The organism is Streptomyces sp. NBC_00597 (assembly GCF_041431095.1).
In the GTDB taxonomy this organism is placed as follows: domain Bacteria; phylum Actinomycetota; class Actinomycetes; order Streptomycetales; family Streptomycetaceae; genus Streptomyces.
This window is the reverse complement of sequence record NZ_CP107757.1, coordinates 1,090,542-1,107,677: the sequence shown is the minus strand read 5'-3', so window position 1 is coordinate 1,107,677 and position 17,136 is coordinate 1,090,542. Positions and strand designations below refer to the sequence as shown.

Annotated in this window: 11 protein-coding genes; 2 read left to right on the top strand and 9 right to left on the bottom strand. The window is 72.7% G+C overall.

The annotated features are described in order from the left end of the window. Positions 1 to 90 precede the first annotated feature (90 nt). Positions 91 to 2,562, top strand: coding sequence for a SpoIIE family protein phosphatase (locus OG974_RS04655; RefSeq protein ID WP_371645472.1), 2,472 nt, complete (start codon positions 91 to 93; stop codon positions 2,560 to 2,562). A gap of 196 nt (positions 2,563 to 2,758) precedes the next feature. Here the strand turns inward: OG974_RS04655 and fusA are convergent, their stop codons facing one another. The 5 genes from fusA to OG974_RS04630 all read right to left on the bottom strand — a co-directional run bounded on the left by fusA (position 2,759) and on the right by OG974_RS04630 (position 9,689). Continuing rightward, complete coding sequence (gene fusA / locus OG974_RS04650) at positions 2,759 to 4,828, bottom strand: elongation factor G (RefSeq protein ID WP_327279685.1); 2,070 nt, start codon at positions 4,826 to 4,828, stop codon at positions 2,759 to 2,761. Between the two features lie 420 nt (positions 4,829 to 5,248). Further along, complete coding sequence (locus OG974_RS04645; protein WP_327279684.1) at positions 5,249 to 5,824, bottom strand: hypothetical protein; 576 nt, start codon at positions 5,822 to 5,824, stop codon at positions 5,249 to 5,251. Between the two features lie 64 nt (positions 5,825 to 5,888). Continuing rightward, entirely contained in the window at positions 5,889 to 6,893 is a 1,005-nt protein-coding gene (locus OG974_RS04640; protein ID WP_327279683.1) for an SCO0930 family lipoprotein, read from the bottom strand. Between the two features lie 163 nt (positions 6,894 to 7,056). Beyond that, positions 7,057 to 8,505, bottom strand: coding sequence for an NADH-ubiquinone oxidoreductase-F iron-sulfur binding region domain-containing protein (locus tag OG974_RS04635; protein ID WP_327279682.1), 1,449 nt, complete (start codon positions 8,503 to 8,505; stop codon positions 7,057 to 7,059). After that, on the bottom strand, positions 8,502 to 9,689 hold the full coding sequence (locus OG974_RS04630; RefSeq protein ID WP_371645469.1) for a hypothetical protein: 1,188 nt from the start codon (positions 9,687 to 9,689) through the stop codon (positions 8,502 to 8,504). The genes OG974_RS04635 and OG974_RS04630 overlap by 4 nt, the downstream gene beginning before the upstream one ends. A gap of 469 nt (positions 9,690 to 10,158) precedes the next feature. Here OG974_RS04630 and OG974_RS04625 point away from each other — a divergent pair, with 469 nt between their 5' ends. After that, entirely contained in the window at positions 10,159 to 11,427 is a 1,269-nt protein-coding gene (locus OG974_RS04625; protein WP_327279680.1) for a helix-turn-helix domain-containing protein, read from the top strand. A gap of 118 nt (positions 11,428 to 11,545) precedes the next feature. Here OG974_RS04625 and OG974_RS04620 read toward each other — a convergent pair whose 3' ends face one another. The 4 genes from OG974_RS04620 to OG974_RS04605 all read right to left on the bottom strand — a co-directional run bounded on the left by OG974_RS04620 (position 11,546) and on the right by OG974_RS04605 (position 17,095). After that, complete coding sequence (locus tag OG974_RS04620) at positions 11,546 to 12,406, bottom strand: sigma-70 family RNA polymerase sigma factor (RefSeq protein ID WP_328764403.1); 861 nt, start codon at positions 12,404 to 12,406, stop codon at positions 11,546 to 11,548. A gap of 153 nt (positions 12,407 to 12,559) precedes the next feature. After that, complete coding sequence (locus tag OG974_RS04615) at positions 12,560 to 13,960, bottom strand: DUF1996 domain-containing protein (RefSeq protein ID WP_371645466.1); 1,401 nt, start codon at positions 13,958 to 13,960, stop codon at positions 12,560 to 12,562. Between the two features lie 9 nt (positions 13,961 to 13,969). Next, a complete protein-coding gene (locus OG974_RS04610) occupies positions 13,970 to 14,698 on the bottom strand; it encodes a DUF4142 domain-containing protein (protein ID WP_327279677.1) in 729 nt (242 codons plus the stop codon). A gap of 204 nt (positions 14,699 to 14,902) precedes the next feature. Beyond that, positions 14,903 to 17,095 carry a SpoIIE family protein phosphatase gene (locus tag OG974_RS04605; protein ID WP_371645464.1) on the bottom strand — a complete coding sequence of 731 codons (2,193 nt, stop codon included), beginning with the start codon at positions 17,093 to 17,095 and terminating at the stop codon, positions 14,903 to 14,905. Positions 17,096 to 17,136: the final 41 nt, after the last annotated feature.

Below are 17,136 nucleotides of genomic sequence, written 5' to 3'. Positions count from 1 at the left end.
GACCGCCCGGCTGCACATGCGGTGACGCAGAGCGATAATTGCACCAGTACGCAGAGAGCCGTTCCGCAGATCCGGAAGTGGGGCGCAGTGATGCAGGACCCGGTGTTCCACGATGCCTCCGGCGGGCCCGCGGAACCGGGCGACGAGACGTACGCCCTGCTCGACGCGCGCGGCGTGGTGATCGGCTGGGGCCCCGGGGCGGAGCGGCTGCTCGGCTATACGGCACGGGAGGTGCACGGGCGGCGCGGGGCCGATCTCCTGCTCGCGCGCTCGGACACCGGGCACACGGTCCTGCGGCACCGCAGCGGACGCGGGGTGGAGGTGGCTCTGCATGCGCGGCCCATGGTGTCCACGGCCGGTGACCGACAGTGGCTGATCCAGGCCACCGACACCGACGCCACCCGGCGGCGCGAGCTCAGCGAGGCCCTGATCAGGGGGTTGTTCACCGAGTCCCCTTTCCTCATCGACGTCTTCGACACGCAGCTGCGGTTCATCGCGCAGAACGACGCCCTGCGGCGCGGTGCGGGCTTCGCGAACGAGGAGTTCGTCGGGCGCACCATGTCCGAGGTGGCGCCGCCCGACCTGCTGGACATGGCGGCCCTGGAGGCGCGCCAGCGCCATGTGCTGGAGACCGGCGAGGCCCTCGTCCACACCGAGGTGCGCGGCCTGCTGCGCGGTGACTCCGACCGGCAGCACGTCTGGTCCGAGAGCATCCTCCCGCTGCGGAGCAGCTCCGGCGAGCTGATCGCGCTGGCGCACGCCGTGACCGACGTGACCGAACGGGTCCGGGCCCGCGAACGGTTGGCGCTGGTCAATGACGCGAGCACGCGCATCGGTACCACGCTGGACGTGCTGCACACCGCGCGGGAGCTCGTCGCCGTGGCGGTGCCGGAGTTCGCCGACCACGCCTACGTCAACCTGCTCGCCCCGGTGTTCAGCGGCGAGGAGCCGGTCGCCGGGCCCGTGGGCGAGGCCGTGGCGCTGCTGCGCGCGGCGACGTCCGCCGTCCCCGGCGGACCGGCGGAGCCCGCCGTCGCGACGGGTGACACCGACCCCTTCGCCTCCGGACCGGGCTCCCTGTTCACCCGGGCCACGGCCGGCGGCGAACCGCAACTGCTGAGCGGCGAGGAACTGATCGCGGAGGTCGCCCCGGTCGACCCCAGGCAGGCCGAGCTGGTCCGTGCGTACGGGGTCCACTCGTGGCTGCTGGTTCCCATGTCCGCGCGCGGGGCGGCGCTCGGCGCCGCGGTCTTCGTACGGTACGAGCGCGCCCACGGTTTCGAGCCGGACGACGTCCTGCTGGCCGAGGAGCTCGCGGCGCGCGCGGCGGTCTGCATCGACAACGCGAGCCGATACACGCGGGAGCGGACGGCGGCCCTGGCCCTGCGGCGCAGCCTGCTGCCCCAACGGCTGCCCGTGCTGGGCGCGTTGGAGGCGGTGACGCGCTACCTGCCCGCGCACGGCCAGGCGGAGCTGGGCGGGGCCTGGTACGACGTGATCCCGCTGTCGGGCGCGCGGGTGGCGCTGGTGGTGGGCGACGCACGGGGGCACGGCCTGAACGCCGCGGTGACCATGGGCCGGCTGCGGACCGCGGTGCGCACCCTCGCGGACCTCGACCTCTCCCCCGACGAGCTGCTCTCGTACATGGACGACCAGATCCACCGGTTCGTGGACGAGCACGGCCAGGACGGGGACGGCGGGCCGCGCCCGGGCGGGGCGGCCGGGACGACCTGCGTGTACGCCGTCTTCGACCCGATCTCGCGGCAGTGCACCGTGGCCTGCGCGGGCCATCCGGCGCCCGTCCTCGCGCCGGTGGGCGGGGTGCCCGCCATCGTGGCGCTGCCCACCGGACCTCCCCTCGGTCTCGGCGGATCGCCCTTCGAGAGCGTCGAGTTGACGCTGGACGACGGAGACGTACTGGTGCTGTACACCCACGGCCTGGTCGCAGCGCCCGACCGGGACGTGGACCTCGGCCTCGAACGGCTCCCGGAGGCACTGTCGGGCGTCGCGCTCGCCCCGCCGACCGGAGTCGGGCGCACGCCGGGGAACGGGCTGGACGAGGCCTGCGACGCGGTGATCGGCCGGCTGCTCCCGGTGCTGCCGCAGAACGACGTGGCCGTGCTGATGGTGCGCCTGCACGAGCTGGCGGCCGGGCACCACGTCACGTGGGACCTGCCGGCCGAGCCCGAGGTCGTGGGGCGCGCCCGGAGGCTGGCGACGCGGCAGCTGGCCGCATGGGGACTGGAGGAGCTGGAGTTCACCACGGAACTGGTGGTCAGCGAACTGGTCACCAACGCGATCCGCTACGGAAGCGAGCCCATCCAGCTGCGGATGATCCGCGACCGCGAGCTGATCTGCGAGGTCTCGGACGGCAGCAGCACCTCCCCGCACGTACGGCGCGCGGAGGAGACCGACGAGGGAGGGCGCGGGCTGTTCATGGTCGCCCAGCTCGCCCAGCTCTGGGGCACCCGCTACCACGCCCGGGGCAAGACGATCTGGGCCGAACAGCCCTTCCCCGAGGGGTTCCTGGAGGCGGCGGACGCCGCCGCGGCCCGTGTCTGACGGCTGACGGCTGACGGCCGCCCGGGGCGCACGCCCGTGCCCCCGGCCACTGCGGCCGGGGGCACGGGTCCGGGTACTAGGTCGTGTCCGCGAAGTGGCGCCGGCCGCCCGCGTACCGGACGTAGTCGGGCGCGCCCGACGACGCAGCGAGGTGCGGCGCCGGACGCCGCGGAGCAGGCGGGACCGCGGACCCGGCCTAGGCCGACAGGGCCTGGTCGTACGCCGCCGTCGGTACGGGGGCGTAGCCCGTGGGCCGGGTGGTGAACGTGCCCCGCCCCTGGGTGCGGCTGCGCAGCCGGGTCGCGTAGCCGAACAGCTCGGCCAGCGGCACGGTGGCGGTGACCGCCGTGCTCCCCGCCCTCGCCTCCGAGCCCGAGACCCGGCCGCGCCGCGCGGCCAGGTCGCCCAGGACTCCGCCGACGGCGTCGTCGGGTACGGTCACCACGACCTCGGCCACCGGTTCCAGCAGCTCCATCGCGGCGGCGCGCAGGGCCTCGCGCAGCGCGAACCTGCCCGCCGCCCGGAACGCCATGTCCGAGGAGTCCTTGGAGTGGGTTGCCCCGTCGATCAGGGTGACCCGTAGCCCGGTCACGGGGTGCCCGGCGAGGGGACCCTCGGCGAGCGCGTCCCTGCAGCCCGCCTCCACCGCGCGGACGTACTCCTGCGGCACCCGCCCGCCGATGACGGTCGAGCGGAAGTCGAACCCGCCGTCGCCGTCATCGCCGCGCAGGGGCTCGACGTCGAGGACCACGTGGGCGAACTGGCCCGCGCCGCCGTCCTGCTTGACGTGCCGGTACACCAGCCCCGACACCCCGCGCGCGACGGTCTCCCGGTAGGCCACCCGCGGGCGGCCCACGCCGATGTGCAGTCCGTGGCTGCGGCGGACCTTCTCCACCGCCACCTCCAGGTGCAGCTCGCCCATTCCCGACAGGACCGTCTGGCCCGTCTCGGGATCCGTCCGGACCACCAGCGACGGGTCCTCCTCGACCAGCCGGGCCAGCGCGGCGGACAGGCGGCCCGCCTCGGCGTTGCTGCCCGCCTCGACCGCGACGGACACCACCGGTGCGGCGGTCTTCGGCGGTTCGAGGACGAGCGGCGCGTCCGGTGCGCACAGCGTGGATCCGGCACGGGTGCCCTTGAGCCCGACCACCGCGACGATGTCCCCGGCCACGGCCCGGTCCACCTCGGCGTGCCGGTCAGCCTGGACGCGCAGGATGCGTCCGATCCGCTCGGTCCGGCCCGTGGCCGCGTCCAGCACGGTGTCCCCCTTCCTCATCGTTCCCGAGTAGACGCGCAGGCAGGTCAGCCGTCCGGTCGCCGTCGCGTTCACCTTGAACGCGAGCCCGGCGAACGGCGCCGCCGGGTCGGCGGCGCGCTCCTCCACCGCCGTGCCGTGGGTTCCCCGTACGGGCGGCATGTCGGCCGGCGAGGGGAGGTACGACACGGCGGCGTCCAGCAGCGGCTCGATCCCGCGGTTGCGGTACGCCGAGCCGCACAGCACGACGACGCCCTCGCCGCTGCGCGTCAGGTCGCGCAGGGCGGCGCCCAGCGTGGCGGCGGACAGCGTCGAGGTGGCGCAGTACTCCTCCAGGGCGCCCGGATGGAGTTCGGCCACCCGCTCCTCCAGCAGCCGCCGTCGACTGCGCGCCTCCTCGTACAGGGCGTCGGGTACGGCGCCCGTCTCGTACGAGTCGTGTTCGGCGCGCCAGAGCAGCGCCCGCATGCCGACGAGGTCCACCGTCCCGCGGAATCCGTCCTCCTGCCCGATGGGCAGCTGGACGACGAGCGGAACGACGTGGAGCCGCTCCCGTACGGAGGCGACCGCCCGGTCGAGATCGGCGCCGACGCGGTCCATCTTGTTGACGAACACGATGCGCGGCACGCCGTGGCGGTCGGCTTGTCGCCATACCGATTCGCTCTGCGGTTCGACTCCCGCGACGGCGTCGAACACCGCAATCGCTCCGTCGAGGACGCGCAGCGAGCGCTCCACTTCGTCGGCGAAGTCGACGTGTCCCGGCGTGTCGATCAGGTTGACGCGGTGGCCGTCCCAGCTACAGCTGACTGCGGCGGCAAAGATCGTGATGCCGCGGTCGCGCTCCTGGGGGTCGTAGTCGGTGACGGTCGTGCCGTCGTGGACCTCGCCGCGTTTGTGGGTGGTCCCGGTGGCGTAGAGGATCCGCTCGGTGACAGTGGTCTTCCCGGCATCGACGTGGGCGAGGATGCCGAGGTTGCGGACGGTGGTCGAGGTGTTCAGGTGGGTGCGCATGGCCCGAGGTCCTTCAGGAAGGTGGTGGTGCAGGGCGGCGCGATTTCCGGACGGGACGGGGCTCGGGGCGGGCAGGCGTCATAGGGCTCGGCCGCACCCCGGGCACGCCCGGGTGTGCGAGGCCGGCTCGCCTGCCGTCAAGAGGATCGGGTCTTCGTCGCGGACGTCCGATGGCGGCCGCGCAGCCGTCATCGGGAAGCCGAAGACACCGGGATCACGTCGTACCGGGAGCGGGGAACGAAGACGGCGATGCGGTGACACATGGCCCGGCTCCCCTCACTGGAATCCTCGGAATCACTGGAGTCGTTCGACTCGCAGGACGGAGCGCACGCCACGTCGTGTGGCGGCACGGGAGCGAGTGTAGTGACACGGCAGCGGCCCGGCACCGCAATTGTTCGCGGGGCCGGGCCGGACGCCCCCTCAGGAAGCGGCGGGACTCGGGGAGTCGTGCCCGCCGGCGTGGGAGGAGCCGTGGGAGGCGTCGTGCGTGGGGTCTTGCGCGGGGGTCTGCGCGGGGTCTTGCGCCGGGGTCTGCCCGGGGTCGTGCGGGGTGTCGTGGGAGGAGGAGCCGTGGCCGGGGGCGCTCTGGATGGTCCCGCCGAGGCGGGTGTGGGCCGGGGCCAGCGCCTCGGCGGATGCCCCGGTGACGACCCAGGTGGGGCCCACCAGGTACGTACCGCCGTAGTTCTGGGCCTCCGTCAGCCAGGCCTGGCGGCCCTGCTCGCTGATGAAGGTGGCCATCCGGAAGGCCTGCGGCCCCGTCCCGCACGCCCCCTCCCGGAGTTCCTCCGCGTCGACCGTGATCTCGGGCGTACAGCCGAGGGCGTCGCCGATCTGCTGGAGCGGAGCGGGGCGGGCGCCGGACGCGGGGGGTGCGGACGGGCTCGGGTCGGATCCCTGCGGACCGGCCGACGCCCGGGCGGTGCAGCCGCCGCACAGCAGCGTCACGAGCAGCACGGCGGCAGCGGCGGCGGCGATACGGGGTGAAGGGGGCATGCTGGCTGCCTCACAGGGGGTCGGGGGCGGGATCGTCACCGGGATCACCGGGTTGCGGCACGCGTCACGCCGTCGGCGGGACCTTCTTGCCCTCGGCGGTGACCGCGAACCAGAGCCCCTGCTTGTTGTGTCCGTTCGCCTGGCCGGGCTCGGTGTCCCCGGTGAACGTGTAGACCGGCCAGCAGTCGATCGTCAACTGCTCGCTGCCGTCGGGCCGCTTGACCGATCCGACCAGCTTGCCAGAAATTCCCTCGGCCTTCGACTTGTCCACGGCGGGAGCGGGCTTCCAGGTGTCCAGGCAGGCTCCCAGGCAGCCGAACTTCATCGGCCACGCACTGTCCTTGTCGAATCGGTAGAGCGTGCGCCACTGCCCGTCCACCAGAATCTTTCCGAGTTTTTCGTTGTCGGCCACGGAGAGTTCCGCGCCCGACTTCATTTCCATGCCCGCCATCCCTCCGTTTCCGTCCGCCTTCTGTTTCTTGTCGACGGCCTTCTTGCCGTCCGGTGCCAGTGCGTGCCAGGTGCCGCCGACGCCCTCGCCCTTCGCCTCGCCCGCCTTCGTGTCCTTCGCGTAGCGGTACACGGGCCAGCCGGCGAGGGTCAGCTGCTTGCTGCCGTCCGCCCGGGCGACCGAGCCGAGGAGGGAGGCGTCTATGCCGGCGGCGGCCGACGCATCGTCCGCCGGGACCGCCGGCCAGGTCATGGCGCAGTCCCCCTCACAGTTGGACTTGGGCGGCTTCGGGGTGTCCTTGTCGAAACGGTAGAGGGCCATTCCGGCACTGTCGGTGACCACGCTGCCGACGCTCTCGATGTCGCGCACGGCCAGCTGCCCCGCCGGCTCGCCCTTGCCGGCGCCCGAGCCGACGTCGGAGCCCGACCCCGAGCCGGCGGCGGGAGCGGCGCCGCCCGCCCCGTAGCCGCCCGCTCCGTAGCCCGTGTCGTACGCGCCCCCGAGAGCCTTCCCGGCACCCGCCGGCTGTACGGAATTCGCGTTGCGCGCGCCATTTTCGCTGCTTCCGCATCCGGCCGCCAGCAAGATAACCGCGGCTACCGATCCGACAGTTGCCATACCACGCTTCTTGTTCACGATCGCTCCTTCGGGTTGAACCCGGGGGGTTCGTCTACTGCCTTATTCATAAGGCCTGAGGGGTTCACCGAATTCGAATGAGCGGGAATTTGTCAGATCACGCTAACGGTTGAACTCCCACTGCCGGCGGCCGTTTACCGCGGGCTCATTCCTGAATGCGCAGCGCGAGCGCGGGGCATCGGCGCACCGCGCGCAGCGCCTTCGGCCGCAGCCTTCCCGGGACCGACATGACGGCCTCGGCCGGGTAGCCGTCGCGGTCCAGCCGTACGACGTCGGGCAGCACGTCCACGCAGAGCCCGTGGCCCTTGCACAGCGTCCAGTCCACGACGAGCTTTTCGGGGTTCTCGTCCTCGGGCAGGGGCAGCGCACCGAGCACACGGCGGCCGCAGCCGCTGCCGAGGGCGTGGTCGCGCATCTCCTCGGGGAAGACGGCGAGCGCGGAGGCCATGAAGGCCGAGGTGCCGTCGGGATGGCTGCACGCACCGCGGCGCAGCACCCCCCGCATCCGCGCCTCGACCGCCTCCAGGGCGGCGCGGCCTCCCCCGGCCACCAGCGCGTCCACGGCGTCGGCGAGCGAGGGCAGGCCCCGGACGCACGGGCCGCACTGGCCGGCGGTCTCGTCCGCCATCCAGCGCATCACGCGGGCCACTTCGCCGGCCGGGCAGGTGTCCTCGGGCAGCGGCAGGATCGCACCCGCCCCGAGCGTGGCCTTGTACGCGGTCAGGGATTCGCGGGAGAGCAGTGCCGTCCGCGCCGCCGCCGGCGTCAGCCATTTGCCGTGGTACCCGCCGACCAGGACGCCCTGGCCGGGGGACGAGCCGCACAGTTCCAAGACGTACGCCAGGGACGTCCCGAGCGGCGCCTCCACGACCGTCGAACCGCTGATCGTCAGCATGACGGTGCCCGGCTCGCTCTCCAGGCCGACCGAGCGGAATCCCGCTACGCCGAGTCGGGCCGCGACGGCGAGCTGGGCGTACGTCTCGGTGTTGGACAGCAGGGTCGGCAGCCCGCTCAGTCCTCGTTCGCTGGTCCGGACCTTCTGCCCGTTCGGGACGGCGGCCCCCCCGTTGAGGCCGTTCACGAGTGAGGTCCCCTCTCCGGAGACGAAGCGCTCGGGGAGCCTGCCGACGCGGACGCGGCTGCCGGCCGCGCCGCGCTCGGCGACGGCGGCCCGCAGGGACTGCTCCACGTCGTCCCTGGTCACGCCGATGGCGACCTCCTCGGCGCCGATCGCGTCGGCCGCCAGCAGGGCGCCGTCGATCACCAGGTGCGGGGAGTGCAGCAGTACGGCGGCGTCCTTGAGGCAGCTCGGCTCGCCCTCGGTGCCGTTCACGACGACGGCGCTGCGCCCCTCCTTGGTCCGGGCGGAGCGGATCACGGCTTTGAGCTTGCGGGCGAACGGAAAGCCCGCTCCCCCGCGGCCCTTCAGGTCGATGCCCTCGGCGAGCTCCACGAGTTCGTCCTGGTTGTACTGCGGCAGCGGCCCGTGCACCACCAGGTGGTTGGCACGGTCGAGCCGCGGCAGCACGTCGAGTCCGGCCAGCAGCCTGGGCTGGCCGACGCACCCGAGGGCGGGATCGACGATCGAGGTCACTGACGGCCCCGCATCCCGTCGAACGAGCCACCGAACCGGTCCGTGCGGGGTCCGGCCCCGATGCCGCTGGGGACGACCACCGCCTCGTACGAGCCGGTGCCGTACGCATCGGCGCCGTACGCATCGGCGCCGTACGCATCGGCGCCGTACGCATCGGCGCCGTACGCGTCGGCTCCGTACGACGGCGCGCCGTCGTACGGCGGGAGGACCTCGGTCGTGGGCTCCAGGGCCTGCCGGGGCGATGGTACGAAGCCGGTCCCCGCGGGTGTGGCGGCCGGGTCGGGCCGCTGCCCGGCCGGGCGGCGGCTCGTCTGGCGCGCCAGACGCGTCGTCAGCCGTTCGGCGGCCCACTCGGCGGGCTGCCGCAGGAACCGCTGCTGCGCGCTCTCGGGACGGGGCTTCGTCTGGGGGGTGGACGACTGAGCGGCCACCGGTCGGACGGGCGCCGCCAGGAGCCTGGCCCGGAGGCGGATGGCCAGCAGGCCGGCGACCCCGATCAGGCAGAGCGCGTACGACACCGTCACCCAATCATTGGCGGCCCGGCCGGACTTCAGTCCGTGCACCAGGGACGCACCCCACGCGGGGTAGGCGCCCACGTGCAGGGCCCGCCACCACAGGGAGCGCCCCTTGGTGGCGAAGGCGCTGCGGACCGCACCGGAGACCGCCACGGAGACGAAGAGGTATCCGGCCATGGTGCCCAGGCCTATGAGGACCGGCTTGTCCCGGTCGGTGAACGGCAGGAGCGCGGCGGAGGCACTGGTGTGCGCCTCCGTGACCTTGATCCAGATGTGCAGGGCGAGGAAGCCCAGCCCCGCGACGGCGAGGCCGCGGTGCGCGCCCTGGGCGACGAGCCGGTACCCGGAGGTCAGCACCTTGCGGTCCGTGGCCGCGAGGCCCCACAGGACGGCAGAGGTGAGGCAGACGAGCGAGAGGACGCCCGCCCCGAAGTCGAGGAACTCCGCGAAGTGGCTGAAGGCGCCCACCCAGGCCGCCACGGCCAGGAAGAGCAGGGCCGTGAAGGCGGCTACGACGAGCGTGGCGGGACGTACGCCTCCCGCGGGGGCCAGCAGGGGCGGCCTGCGGACCGCCCGCCGGCCGGCGGCCGCGGCAGCGGCGACGCCGGCATGGCGTCTGGTGCGGTTGGCCCGATGTGAACGGGGCGTACGGGCTTGGGACAGGGGCATTTAGTTCTCCCATACGCCCAGGCCCGAGGCACACTCCACCGCGCACTCGGCGCCCGGGGTAGTCGACGGAACTGCTCCGCGGTGGGCGGGAGATGAGGTCTCAGGTCTCACCGACCGGGAGCGGGGGCCGGAGTGCAGAAGCATCGTGGAGGTTCGCAAGGCCTCCACAGTATTTATCTAATCGTGACAAGTTCTCGTGCGCGTGGCATCGTCACACCAGAGGTCCGCGGAAGATTCCCTTCCAACCGGTGCGGTGGCACCCCCGAGACGCTTTGTCCGCCACCACACCTCCCCGACGGCAAAGTTGAGGCAAAGTCGCGGGACTGCAAGTGGATGGCACTCTCCTGGAGGGTGTACGAGGTGCTCAACTCCCCCGTCCGCACTGGCGCAGAGGGGGGAGGAGGGATGCCTCGGCAGGCTTGTAACCCTCCCACGGGGCAGGCCGTACCCCGGCATGAACGAGGTAACAATGTGCGAACTTCTGAACCGCATCTGGGCGCGTCCCCGAGGCGAATGGACCCGGGTCCTGCGAAGGGAACTCCCCGCGCTGAGCGCGGGAATGGTGGAGGAGCTGAGGGAGGAGCTCCCCGGGTTCTCCGCTCTGGTCGACGACCTTGACGAGGAGGTGGTCAGACAGAGGCTCGAAGTGGCCCTGCTGACCGCCCTCGGATACCGCGAGCCGGCGCCGCAGAAGCAGGCCAAGGCCGCAGACCCGCATTCCGACCCCGACCCCGACCCCCTCCGGGGCGAGCAGGACCACCCGGAGGAAGAAGGGGACGAGGACGAGGACGACTACGCGGCCGAGGAGGAGGACCACGCCTACGCGGCCGAGACGGAAGAAGAGGAGGAAGAGCACCGGGGCCCGCCGCCCCGGCTCCGGGACCCCCGCCGCAGGCAGTTGGCCGCCCTGACGGTGGTCCCCCGGGAGGGACTCGGGACACGCTCCGAAAGGGCCCGGCGCGAGCTGTTCTCCGCGCTTACGAGTGACATGCCCATGGCTGAAATCGCCCTCTCCGAACTCGCCGCGGCGGCCGGCTGGCCCCTCCCGGCCGAGATACGCGCCATCGCCCTGGCCACGCCGGGCGAGACCCAGCAGCTCGCGGCCGTCCTGGACGACGGACTCGCCGGCATGGTCGGCGGCCAGCCCTGCCTGCTGGTCCCGAACCCCGACCCGGATGCCCGCACCTCCCTCGAAGCCCTGCTCCGCGGACGGTTCGCCGCCGTGGGCCACCCCGTCGCCCCCCGCGACACCGCCTCCTCCCTGCGGTGGGCCCTGCGGCTGCTGTCCCTGACCCCCAACCGCCCCGGTCTGGAAGCTCGGGCCCTCTTCGTCGACGACCACCTGTCGACCCTCATGCTGCTCCAGGACGAGCCCCTGGCTCACGCACTGGCCGCACGCTGGCTGCGACCCCTGGCCAACCTGACACCGCGCCAGAGCGAAAGGCTCGAAGTGACCCTTCTGGCCTGGCTCGAAGGTGGGGGCGCACCCGAGGCCGCAAAGGCGCTGAGCGTGCACCCCCAGACCGTGCGCTACCGCATGCGGCAGCTGGAGAAGCTCTTCGGCCCCGGACTGCGGGATCCCCGCACCCGCTTCGAACTCGAAATGGCCCTGCGCAGCCGCCGCCTGATGGCCCAGGTGCGGCGCCAGAACGCGCGGGTGACCCGCAAGGTGCGCTCCGCCGCCAACGACTTCCGGCCGCTCGGCGTGGGCCGCATGGCCCGCGTCAACGGGCTGTAACCCCCGGCCCTCAGGCCCCCGGCCCCCCAAACCCCCGACCCTTCCCCCTTACGCAACGGAAACGGCCCCGGTCCCCCCTCCCGCCCAGGCGGAGCGGGGGACCGGGGCCGCCCGCGTGCTACCGGCCGGCGAGGACCGCGGACGCCCCGGCGCGCAGCGCGGCATTGAGGTCCAGCAGTTCGGCGTACGCGCGGGAACAGGAGCGGCACGACGCCAGGTGGCGGGCGAGACCGCGGCCGCGGAAAGCCCCGCGGCGCCGGACCGCCGCGCCGAGCACGCTGCCGTAGTGGCGGCACCGGTCGTCGGCGGCCGTGTCCAGATGGGCGCGCAGGTACGCCTCGCGCAGTCCCTCGCGGGCCCGGAAGGCCAGCGAGGTCACGGCGCTCGGGGTGATCCCGAGCAGCAGCGGGACGGAGTGGGGGCAGTCGTCCTCGACCAGGGTGTGCCACAGGACGGCCTTCCAGCGTTCGGGCAGGCCGTGGAAGGAGCGGGTGATGAGCCGGCGGTCCTCGCCGGCCAGCAGCCGTCGCTGCGGATCGTCCCCGTCGGGACCGGGCCGGCACCAGGCTTCGACGTCGGGCGTCAGAACGGTTCGGCGGGCGCCGGCCCGCCACTCGACCGCCGTGTGGCGGACCACCGACAGGAGGTACGGGCGCCACTCGTCCAGGGGCCCGGCGCCGGAGCGGACGGCCTGGAGGGTGCGGATGAACGCCTCCGAGACGAGGTCCTCGGCGTCGTGCGGGCCCCGGCAACACCGGCGCGCACATGCAAAAGCGGCGGCACGATGCCGCCGGTAGAGCAATTCGCAGACGGCCGGATCGCCGTCACCGGCCGCGTAGGCCGCCCTGAGCCGCCGGATGAGGTTCCCGTCCGAAGGGTCGGGACCGGGATCGGGATCCGCGTCGGGATCCGCGTCGGGATCCGCGTCGGGATCCGGCCCGCGGCGCGGGCCGGGTGTGGTGTGACGAGAGCCGGACATGGCACTCCTCGTGTGGGTCTCAGGGCCCCGTGGGCCCCTTGGGACTGGTGGTACATGCGCGAACGCGGTGCCGGTCCGAAGTCGGCTTCGGACCGGCACCGCTCTCGGGGCGACGCTGGGGGAGGTGGGAGGGGGAGCGTCGACCCGAGGGTCTCAGCGGCAGGCGCGCCCGCCGTTGATGCAGTTCACCGCGTTGGCCATCAGGCCGTTGGACATGACGTTGATGAAGTCTCCGTGGTCGGTCGCCGGCTTGTGCAGCTGCTCGGGGAAGCTGTCCACCGCGAACTGGGAGCCGGCGGGAACGCTGTAGACGATCCGCTGGACCAGCTGCGGGATGGCCTTGAAGCCCTTCTTGCAGTTGCCGTTGGCGTCGGCGAAGGCCACGTGCGTGCGGTGGTTGGCGCTGTCGATGTTCTTGCCGTCCCAGCAGCTCTGGAAGTTGAACGTCCGTACGACGTCACTGCCCTTGGGGCACACCGGGTACTTGTCCTTCAGCTGGCGGTTCTCGAAGCCGGTGCAGCTCCACGACGCGTTCGCATTGCCGTTGCCGTTGGTGAGGGCCTTGGCGTCACCGGTGATGATCCGCATGAAGCGGGGCATCGCCGTGACCTTGCTGACGGGGCTGCCCTTGAACTCGATGGTCACCTGCTTCGGCTTCAGGATCGTGCCGATGTTCGCGTCCTGGCCGCCGCCGGGGGCCTTGGCGTCCTTCTCCGTCTTGCCGTCGCGCAGACGCAGGACCGGCCAGTAGTACGCCGACTGGTCGCCGTTGGTGCAGGTGGTCCCGGCTGCGGCAAGGCTGTTGTTGGTGGAGAAGGCGTCGGTGATCTTGTTGCCGACGTAGTCGTGCATGTGGTGGGCGCCGTTGCTCACACCGGGCGCGACGATGACGTTGTCGGGATTGAAATGATTGTTCTCGTTGCGCCCGCACTGCACGGCCAGGGATCCGGTGGAGGCGCCCCCGCCGGCCGCCGGCTTGCGCACGTTGGGCTTCACGTTGCCGATGGCGACGAAGTCGCTGCGCGCCGGACCGCCCTTGGCCTGGGGCGCGGCCTGTGCCGCCGCGCCCTGGGCGGCCGCGCCCTGGGCGGCCGCGCCCTGGGCGCCGTTCGCCGGGGCCGGGTCGGCGGCCGCCGCCTCCTTCATCACGCACTTGCTGAGCGCGTCCAGTCCGGTCGGCTTCGCCCCTGCCTTCCCGAGCGTGTCGGACAGGGCGGTGATGGTCTTGCTGCGCTGCTGCTTGAGCCCGCCGAGCAGGGCGTCGCTCTTGGCCTGGCCGGACGAGAGCTGCTTGTAGGCGTCGGCGACCTGGGTGTCGAGCTGCGCGAGGTTCTTGTCCACCTGGCCCCGGGACTGGTCGGGGACGTTGTTGAGCTTGTCGCCCACGTCGGGGCAGTCGATGGTGGCGGTAACGGGCGCCGTACGGGAATCCTGCCCGGCGAAGGCGCCCTGGGAGACGAGCACTACGCCGCCGCCGCCCAGGACCAGGGCGGACATCGCGGCAAGGATCTTGTGCGACGGCTTCAGACGGCGTTTATGGCCCTTTTGACTCATACGATCACTTCACTTCGTCGGTCGGGAAACGGGGGAAGAAGCGGCCGGGGCAGGTGCGGAGGGGGTACCCGACGGGGTGTCCGCGAGGCCGTCGAAGTCGACGAGCCCGCTGGCCTCAAGGACCGTGATGTGGTCCAAGACGGTGGTGTTGGCGTCCGTGGCGAGGTCCCGGACCATGGAATTGCGCGTCTGGGCGCGGATCTGGGCCACCAGCGCGAACACCTTGCCGTGAGCCCTGCGCAGCAGCTGTACGAACAGCCGCTCGTACTGGGGGCCTTGGGCCCGGTCCATCTGGCCGAGCCATTCCTGCTGCTGTGCGCTGGGCTGGCTCGGGATCTCCATGCCGAGGGCCTGGGCCACCTCCGTGACCCTGCGGTCCAGCTCGGTGTGGCCTTCGACGAGGTGCTCCCCGGCCGTGCGTATCGCGGGGCGGGTGCTGCGCTGCTGGGCCTGCCGTCCTGCGGGCAACTCCCACAGGCCGGCCAGGCGCACCTTGCGGACGAAGTCCCGGTCCTGGGGGGTGAGCGGCCCGAAGGCCGTGCTCTGGATCCCCATGCCGTCATCGTCGGCGGCCGCCGGAACGGTGGCGGCCGCGGCGCTTCTCCCGCCGAACTTCTGCACGGGAATCAGCAACGCGATCAGGGTGAAGGCGAGGGCGCCGATGACGACGCCCGTCGCCATCACGTGTCGCGATGCCACCGACATGCTGCCGACGGCCGACCGACGGAATCCCAGCACTGTTCCTCCTTGCTGCGTGGACCGGGAGGGGCTGCGCCGGCACGGGCTCCGGTCGTTGCTCCGGCAGTTGCCCGTGTCCAGTGCACCCGCGCTCCCCGGGTGCCACGGGACGCTAGTGCCAGTTGTGGTGCCCGTTTGGAAGGACCATCACGAATGGACAAACATCCGGGCAACGCCTCGAAAGGCTGGTACCGTGCGCAGGCGCTACTCGCGCGGTGTCTCGGACACGGGCCGGGTCCTGGCTATGAGCAGGGCCACGTCGTCGCGGTCGTCCGGCTGGCGCAGTTCGTCCAGCAGCAGGTCACAGGTCTCTTCCAGCGGCCGGCCCGGGTCGTCGAGCAGTGCGGTGAGCACGTGCATGCGGACGTCGATGTCCTCGTCCCGGGTTTCGACGAGCCCGTCCGTGTACAGGACGAGCTGGTCCCCCACGCCCAGGTCCAGAGCAGTGGCCTCGAAGGGTACGCCCCCGACCCCCAGCGGCGCGCCGGTCGGCAGGTCGAGGAGCTCGGGCGGCCGCCCGGGGCTCGTCCGTACGGGGGGCAGGTGTCCGGCGGTCGCGATGCGGCACTGGTTGCGGTGCGGGTCGTAGACGGCGATCACGCAGGTGGCCATGGTGTGCCCGAGCCCGGTGGTGGTGTGGTCGAGCCGGGTCAGGACGGCCGCGGGGTCGAGGTCGAGTTCCGCCAGGGTGCGGGCGGCGGTGCGTAGTTGGCCCATGGTGGCGGCGGCGTTGATCCCGCTGCCCATGACGTCCCCGACCACGAGGGCGGTCTTGTCGTCCGGCAGCGGGATGACGTCGAACCAGTCGCCGCCGACCTCGCCGGCCGCCGCGGCGGGCTGGTACCGGTAGGCGATCTCCAGGCCCGGGGTGGGGGTGGGGTGGTGGGGCAGCAGGTGGCGTTGGAGGGTGAGGGCCGCGTGGCGCTGCTTCTGGTACCAGCGGGCGTTGTCGATGCAGACGGCGGCGCGGGCCGCCAGTTCGCTGGCGAGCAGGACGTCGTCCTGGTCGAACGGCAGCGGGTTGTCGGTGCGTTGGAGGCCCATGGCGCCGATGACCTCGCCGCGGGCGATCAGCGGCACCGCGAGGTACGAGTGGAGCCCGGCCTCGACGAGGAGGGTGGCGGCGGTGGCGTCCCGGGCGACGCTGCCCATCTCGTCCGCGGTGACGTGCGCGACGAGCACGGGACGGGCGGACTGCACGCACTGGGTGACGACCCGGGTCGCGTCGTAGCGGGCGATCGAGCCGACCGGGTCGGCCGCGCGGGTGGCGGGCGTGGAGCGCGCCGCCTTGACGGCGAGGGCACGGAACCGCACGGTCTCGTCCGTCGGCGCCCCGGGCGGGTGGTCGCCCGTCAGGATGGCGTCGAGGACGTCGATCGTGGCCAGGTCGGCGAGTTGCGGTACGGCGACCTCGCCGAGTTCGCGCGCCGTGACCCAGAGGTCGAGGGTGGTGCCGATGCGTACGGAGGCGTCGGCGATCAGGGCGAGCCGCTGGCGGGCCAGGGCGACGGCCATCGAGGTCTTGTGCTGTTCGGTGACGTCGACGACGGAAACGGCGACTCCCAGCGGCCGCCCGGCCGGGTCGTCGAGCCGGTAGAGGGAGATCGACCAGGCGTGGTCCCGGTCCGGATCGGCGGGCGTACGGCCGGTGATGAACCGGTCCAGCTGGGGCCGGCCGGTGGCCAGGACCTCGCGCATGGCCGCTTCGATGGACGCAGCGTCCAAACGGGGGAGGGCCTCGTGGACGCGGCGGCCGATGTGCCGGGTGGCGGGCAGGCCGTTGATCCGTTCCAGAGCCGGGTTGACCAGGACGTAGCGGAGCTCGGGGTCGAGGACGGCCAGGCCGATCGGGGACTGGGCGACCAGCCGCATGGACAGGGCCAGGTCGCGTTCCACGCGCCGCAGGGTGGCCTGGTCGGAGGCGATGCCGAGGGCGTAGAGGCTCCCCTCGCGGTCCTCCAGCCGCATGTTGCGGAATTCCGTCGGCCGGGTGCTGCCGTCCTTGTGCCGCACGGGGAACGCCCCCGCCCACGGCCCGCCGCCCGCCATCACCTTCTCGAAGAGGGAGAGGACCACGCCCAGGTGCTCCTCGTCGACGAGGAGCTCCGCCGCGTACCGGCCGAGCGCGTCATCAGCGGTGTAGCCGAACAGTTCCTCCGCCTGCGGGCTCCAGAGCGCGATCCGCCCCTCGGCGTCGAGGAGCACCGCCGCGACACCGAGCACGTCGAGCAGCCCGGGCCCGGTGGCGGGATCGACGGACGCCCCGGCGGAGGGCTCGGAGGAGGGGTCACCGGAGGAGCCGGGTGAACCGGAGGAACCGGAGGAACCGGAGGAACCGGAGGAGGGGCCGGGGCGCGCCGGTTCCGCGTCGGCCGGGAAGGCTTCCGCCGTACTCATGCCGGGCGCTCCTTCCCGTCCGCTGCCGCAAGGGCGGTGCA

What these genes read in the sequence shown, in the direction of transcription:
- OG974_RS04655 (WP_371645472.1), top strand. Translation starts at nt 91, where the DNA reads ATGCAGGACCCGGTGTTCCACGATGCCTCCGGCGGGCCCGCGGAACCG.
- fusA (WP_327279685.1), bottom strand. Translation starts at nt 4,828, where the DNA reads ATGCGCACCCACCTGAACACCTCGACCACCGTCCGCAACCTCGGCATC.
- OG974_RS04645 (WP_327279684.1), bottom strand. Translation starts at nt 5,824, where the DNA reads ATGCCCCCTTCACCCCGTATCGCCGCCGCCGCTGCCGCCGTGCTGCTC.
- OG974_RS04640 (WP_327279683.1), bottom strand. Translation starts at nt 6,893, where the DNA reads ATGGCAACTGTCGGATCGGTAGCCGCGGTTATCTTGCTGGCGGCCGGA.
- OG974_RS04630 (WP_371645469.1), bottom strand. Translation starts at nt 9,689, where the DNA reads ATGCCCCTGTCCCAAGCCCGTACGCCCCGTTCACATCGGGCCAACCGC.
- OG974_RS04625 (WP_327279680.1), top strand. Translation starts at nt 10,159, where the DNA reads ATGTGCGAACTTCTGAACCGCATCTGGGCGCGTCCCCGAGGCGAATGG.
- OG974_RS04620 (WP_328764403.1), bottom strand. Translation starts at nt 12,406, where the DNA reads ATGTCCGGCTCTCGTCACACCACACCCGGCCCGCGCCGCGGGCCGGAT.
- OG974_RS04615 (WP_371645466.1), bottom strand. Translation starts at nt 13,960, where the DNA reads ATGAGTCAAAAGGGCCATAAACGCCGTCTGAAGCCGTCGCACAAGATC.
- OG974_RS04605 (WP_371645464.1), bottom strand. Translation starts at nt 17,095, where the DNA reads ATGAGTACGGCGGAAGCCTTCCCGGCCGACGCGGAACCGGCGCGCCCC.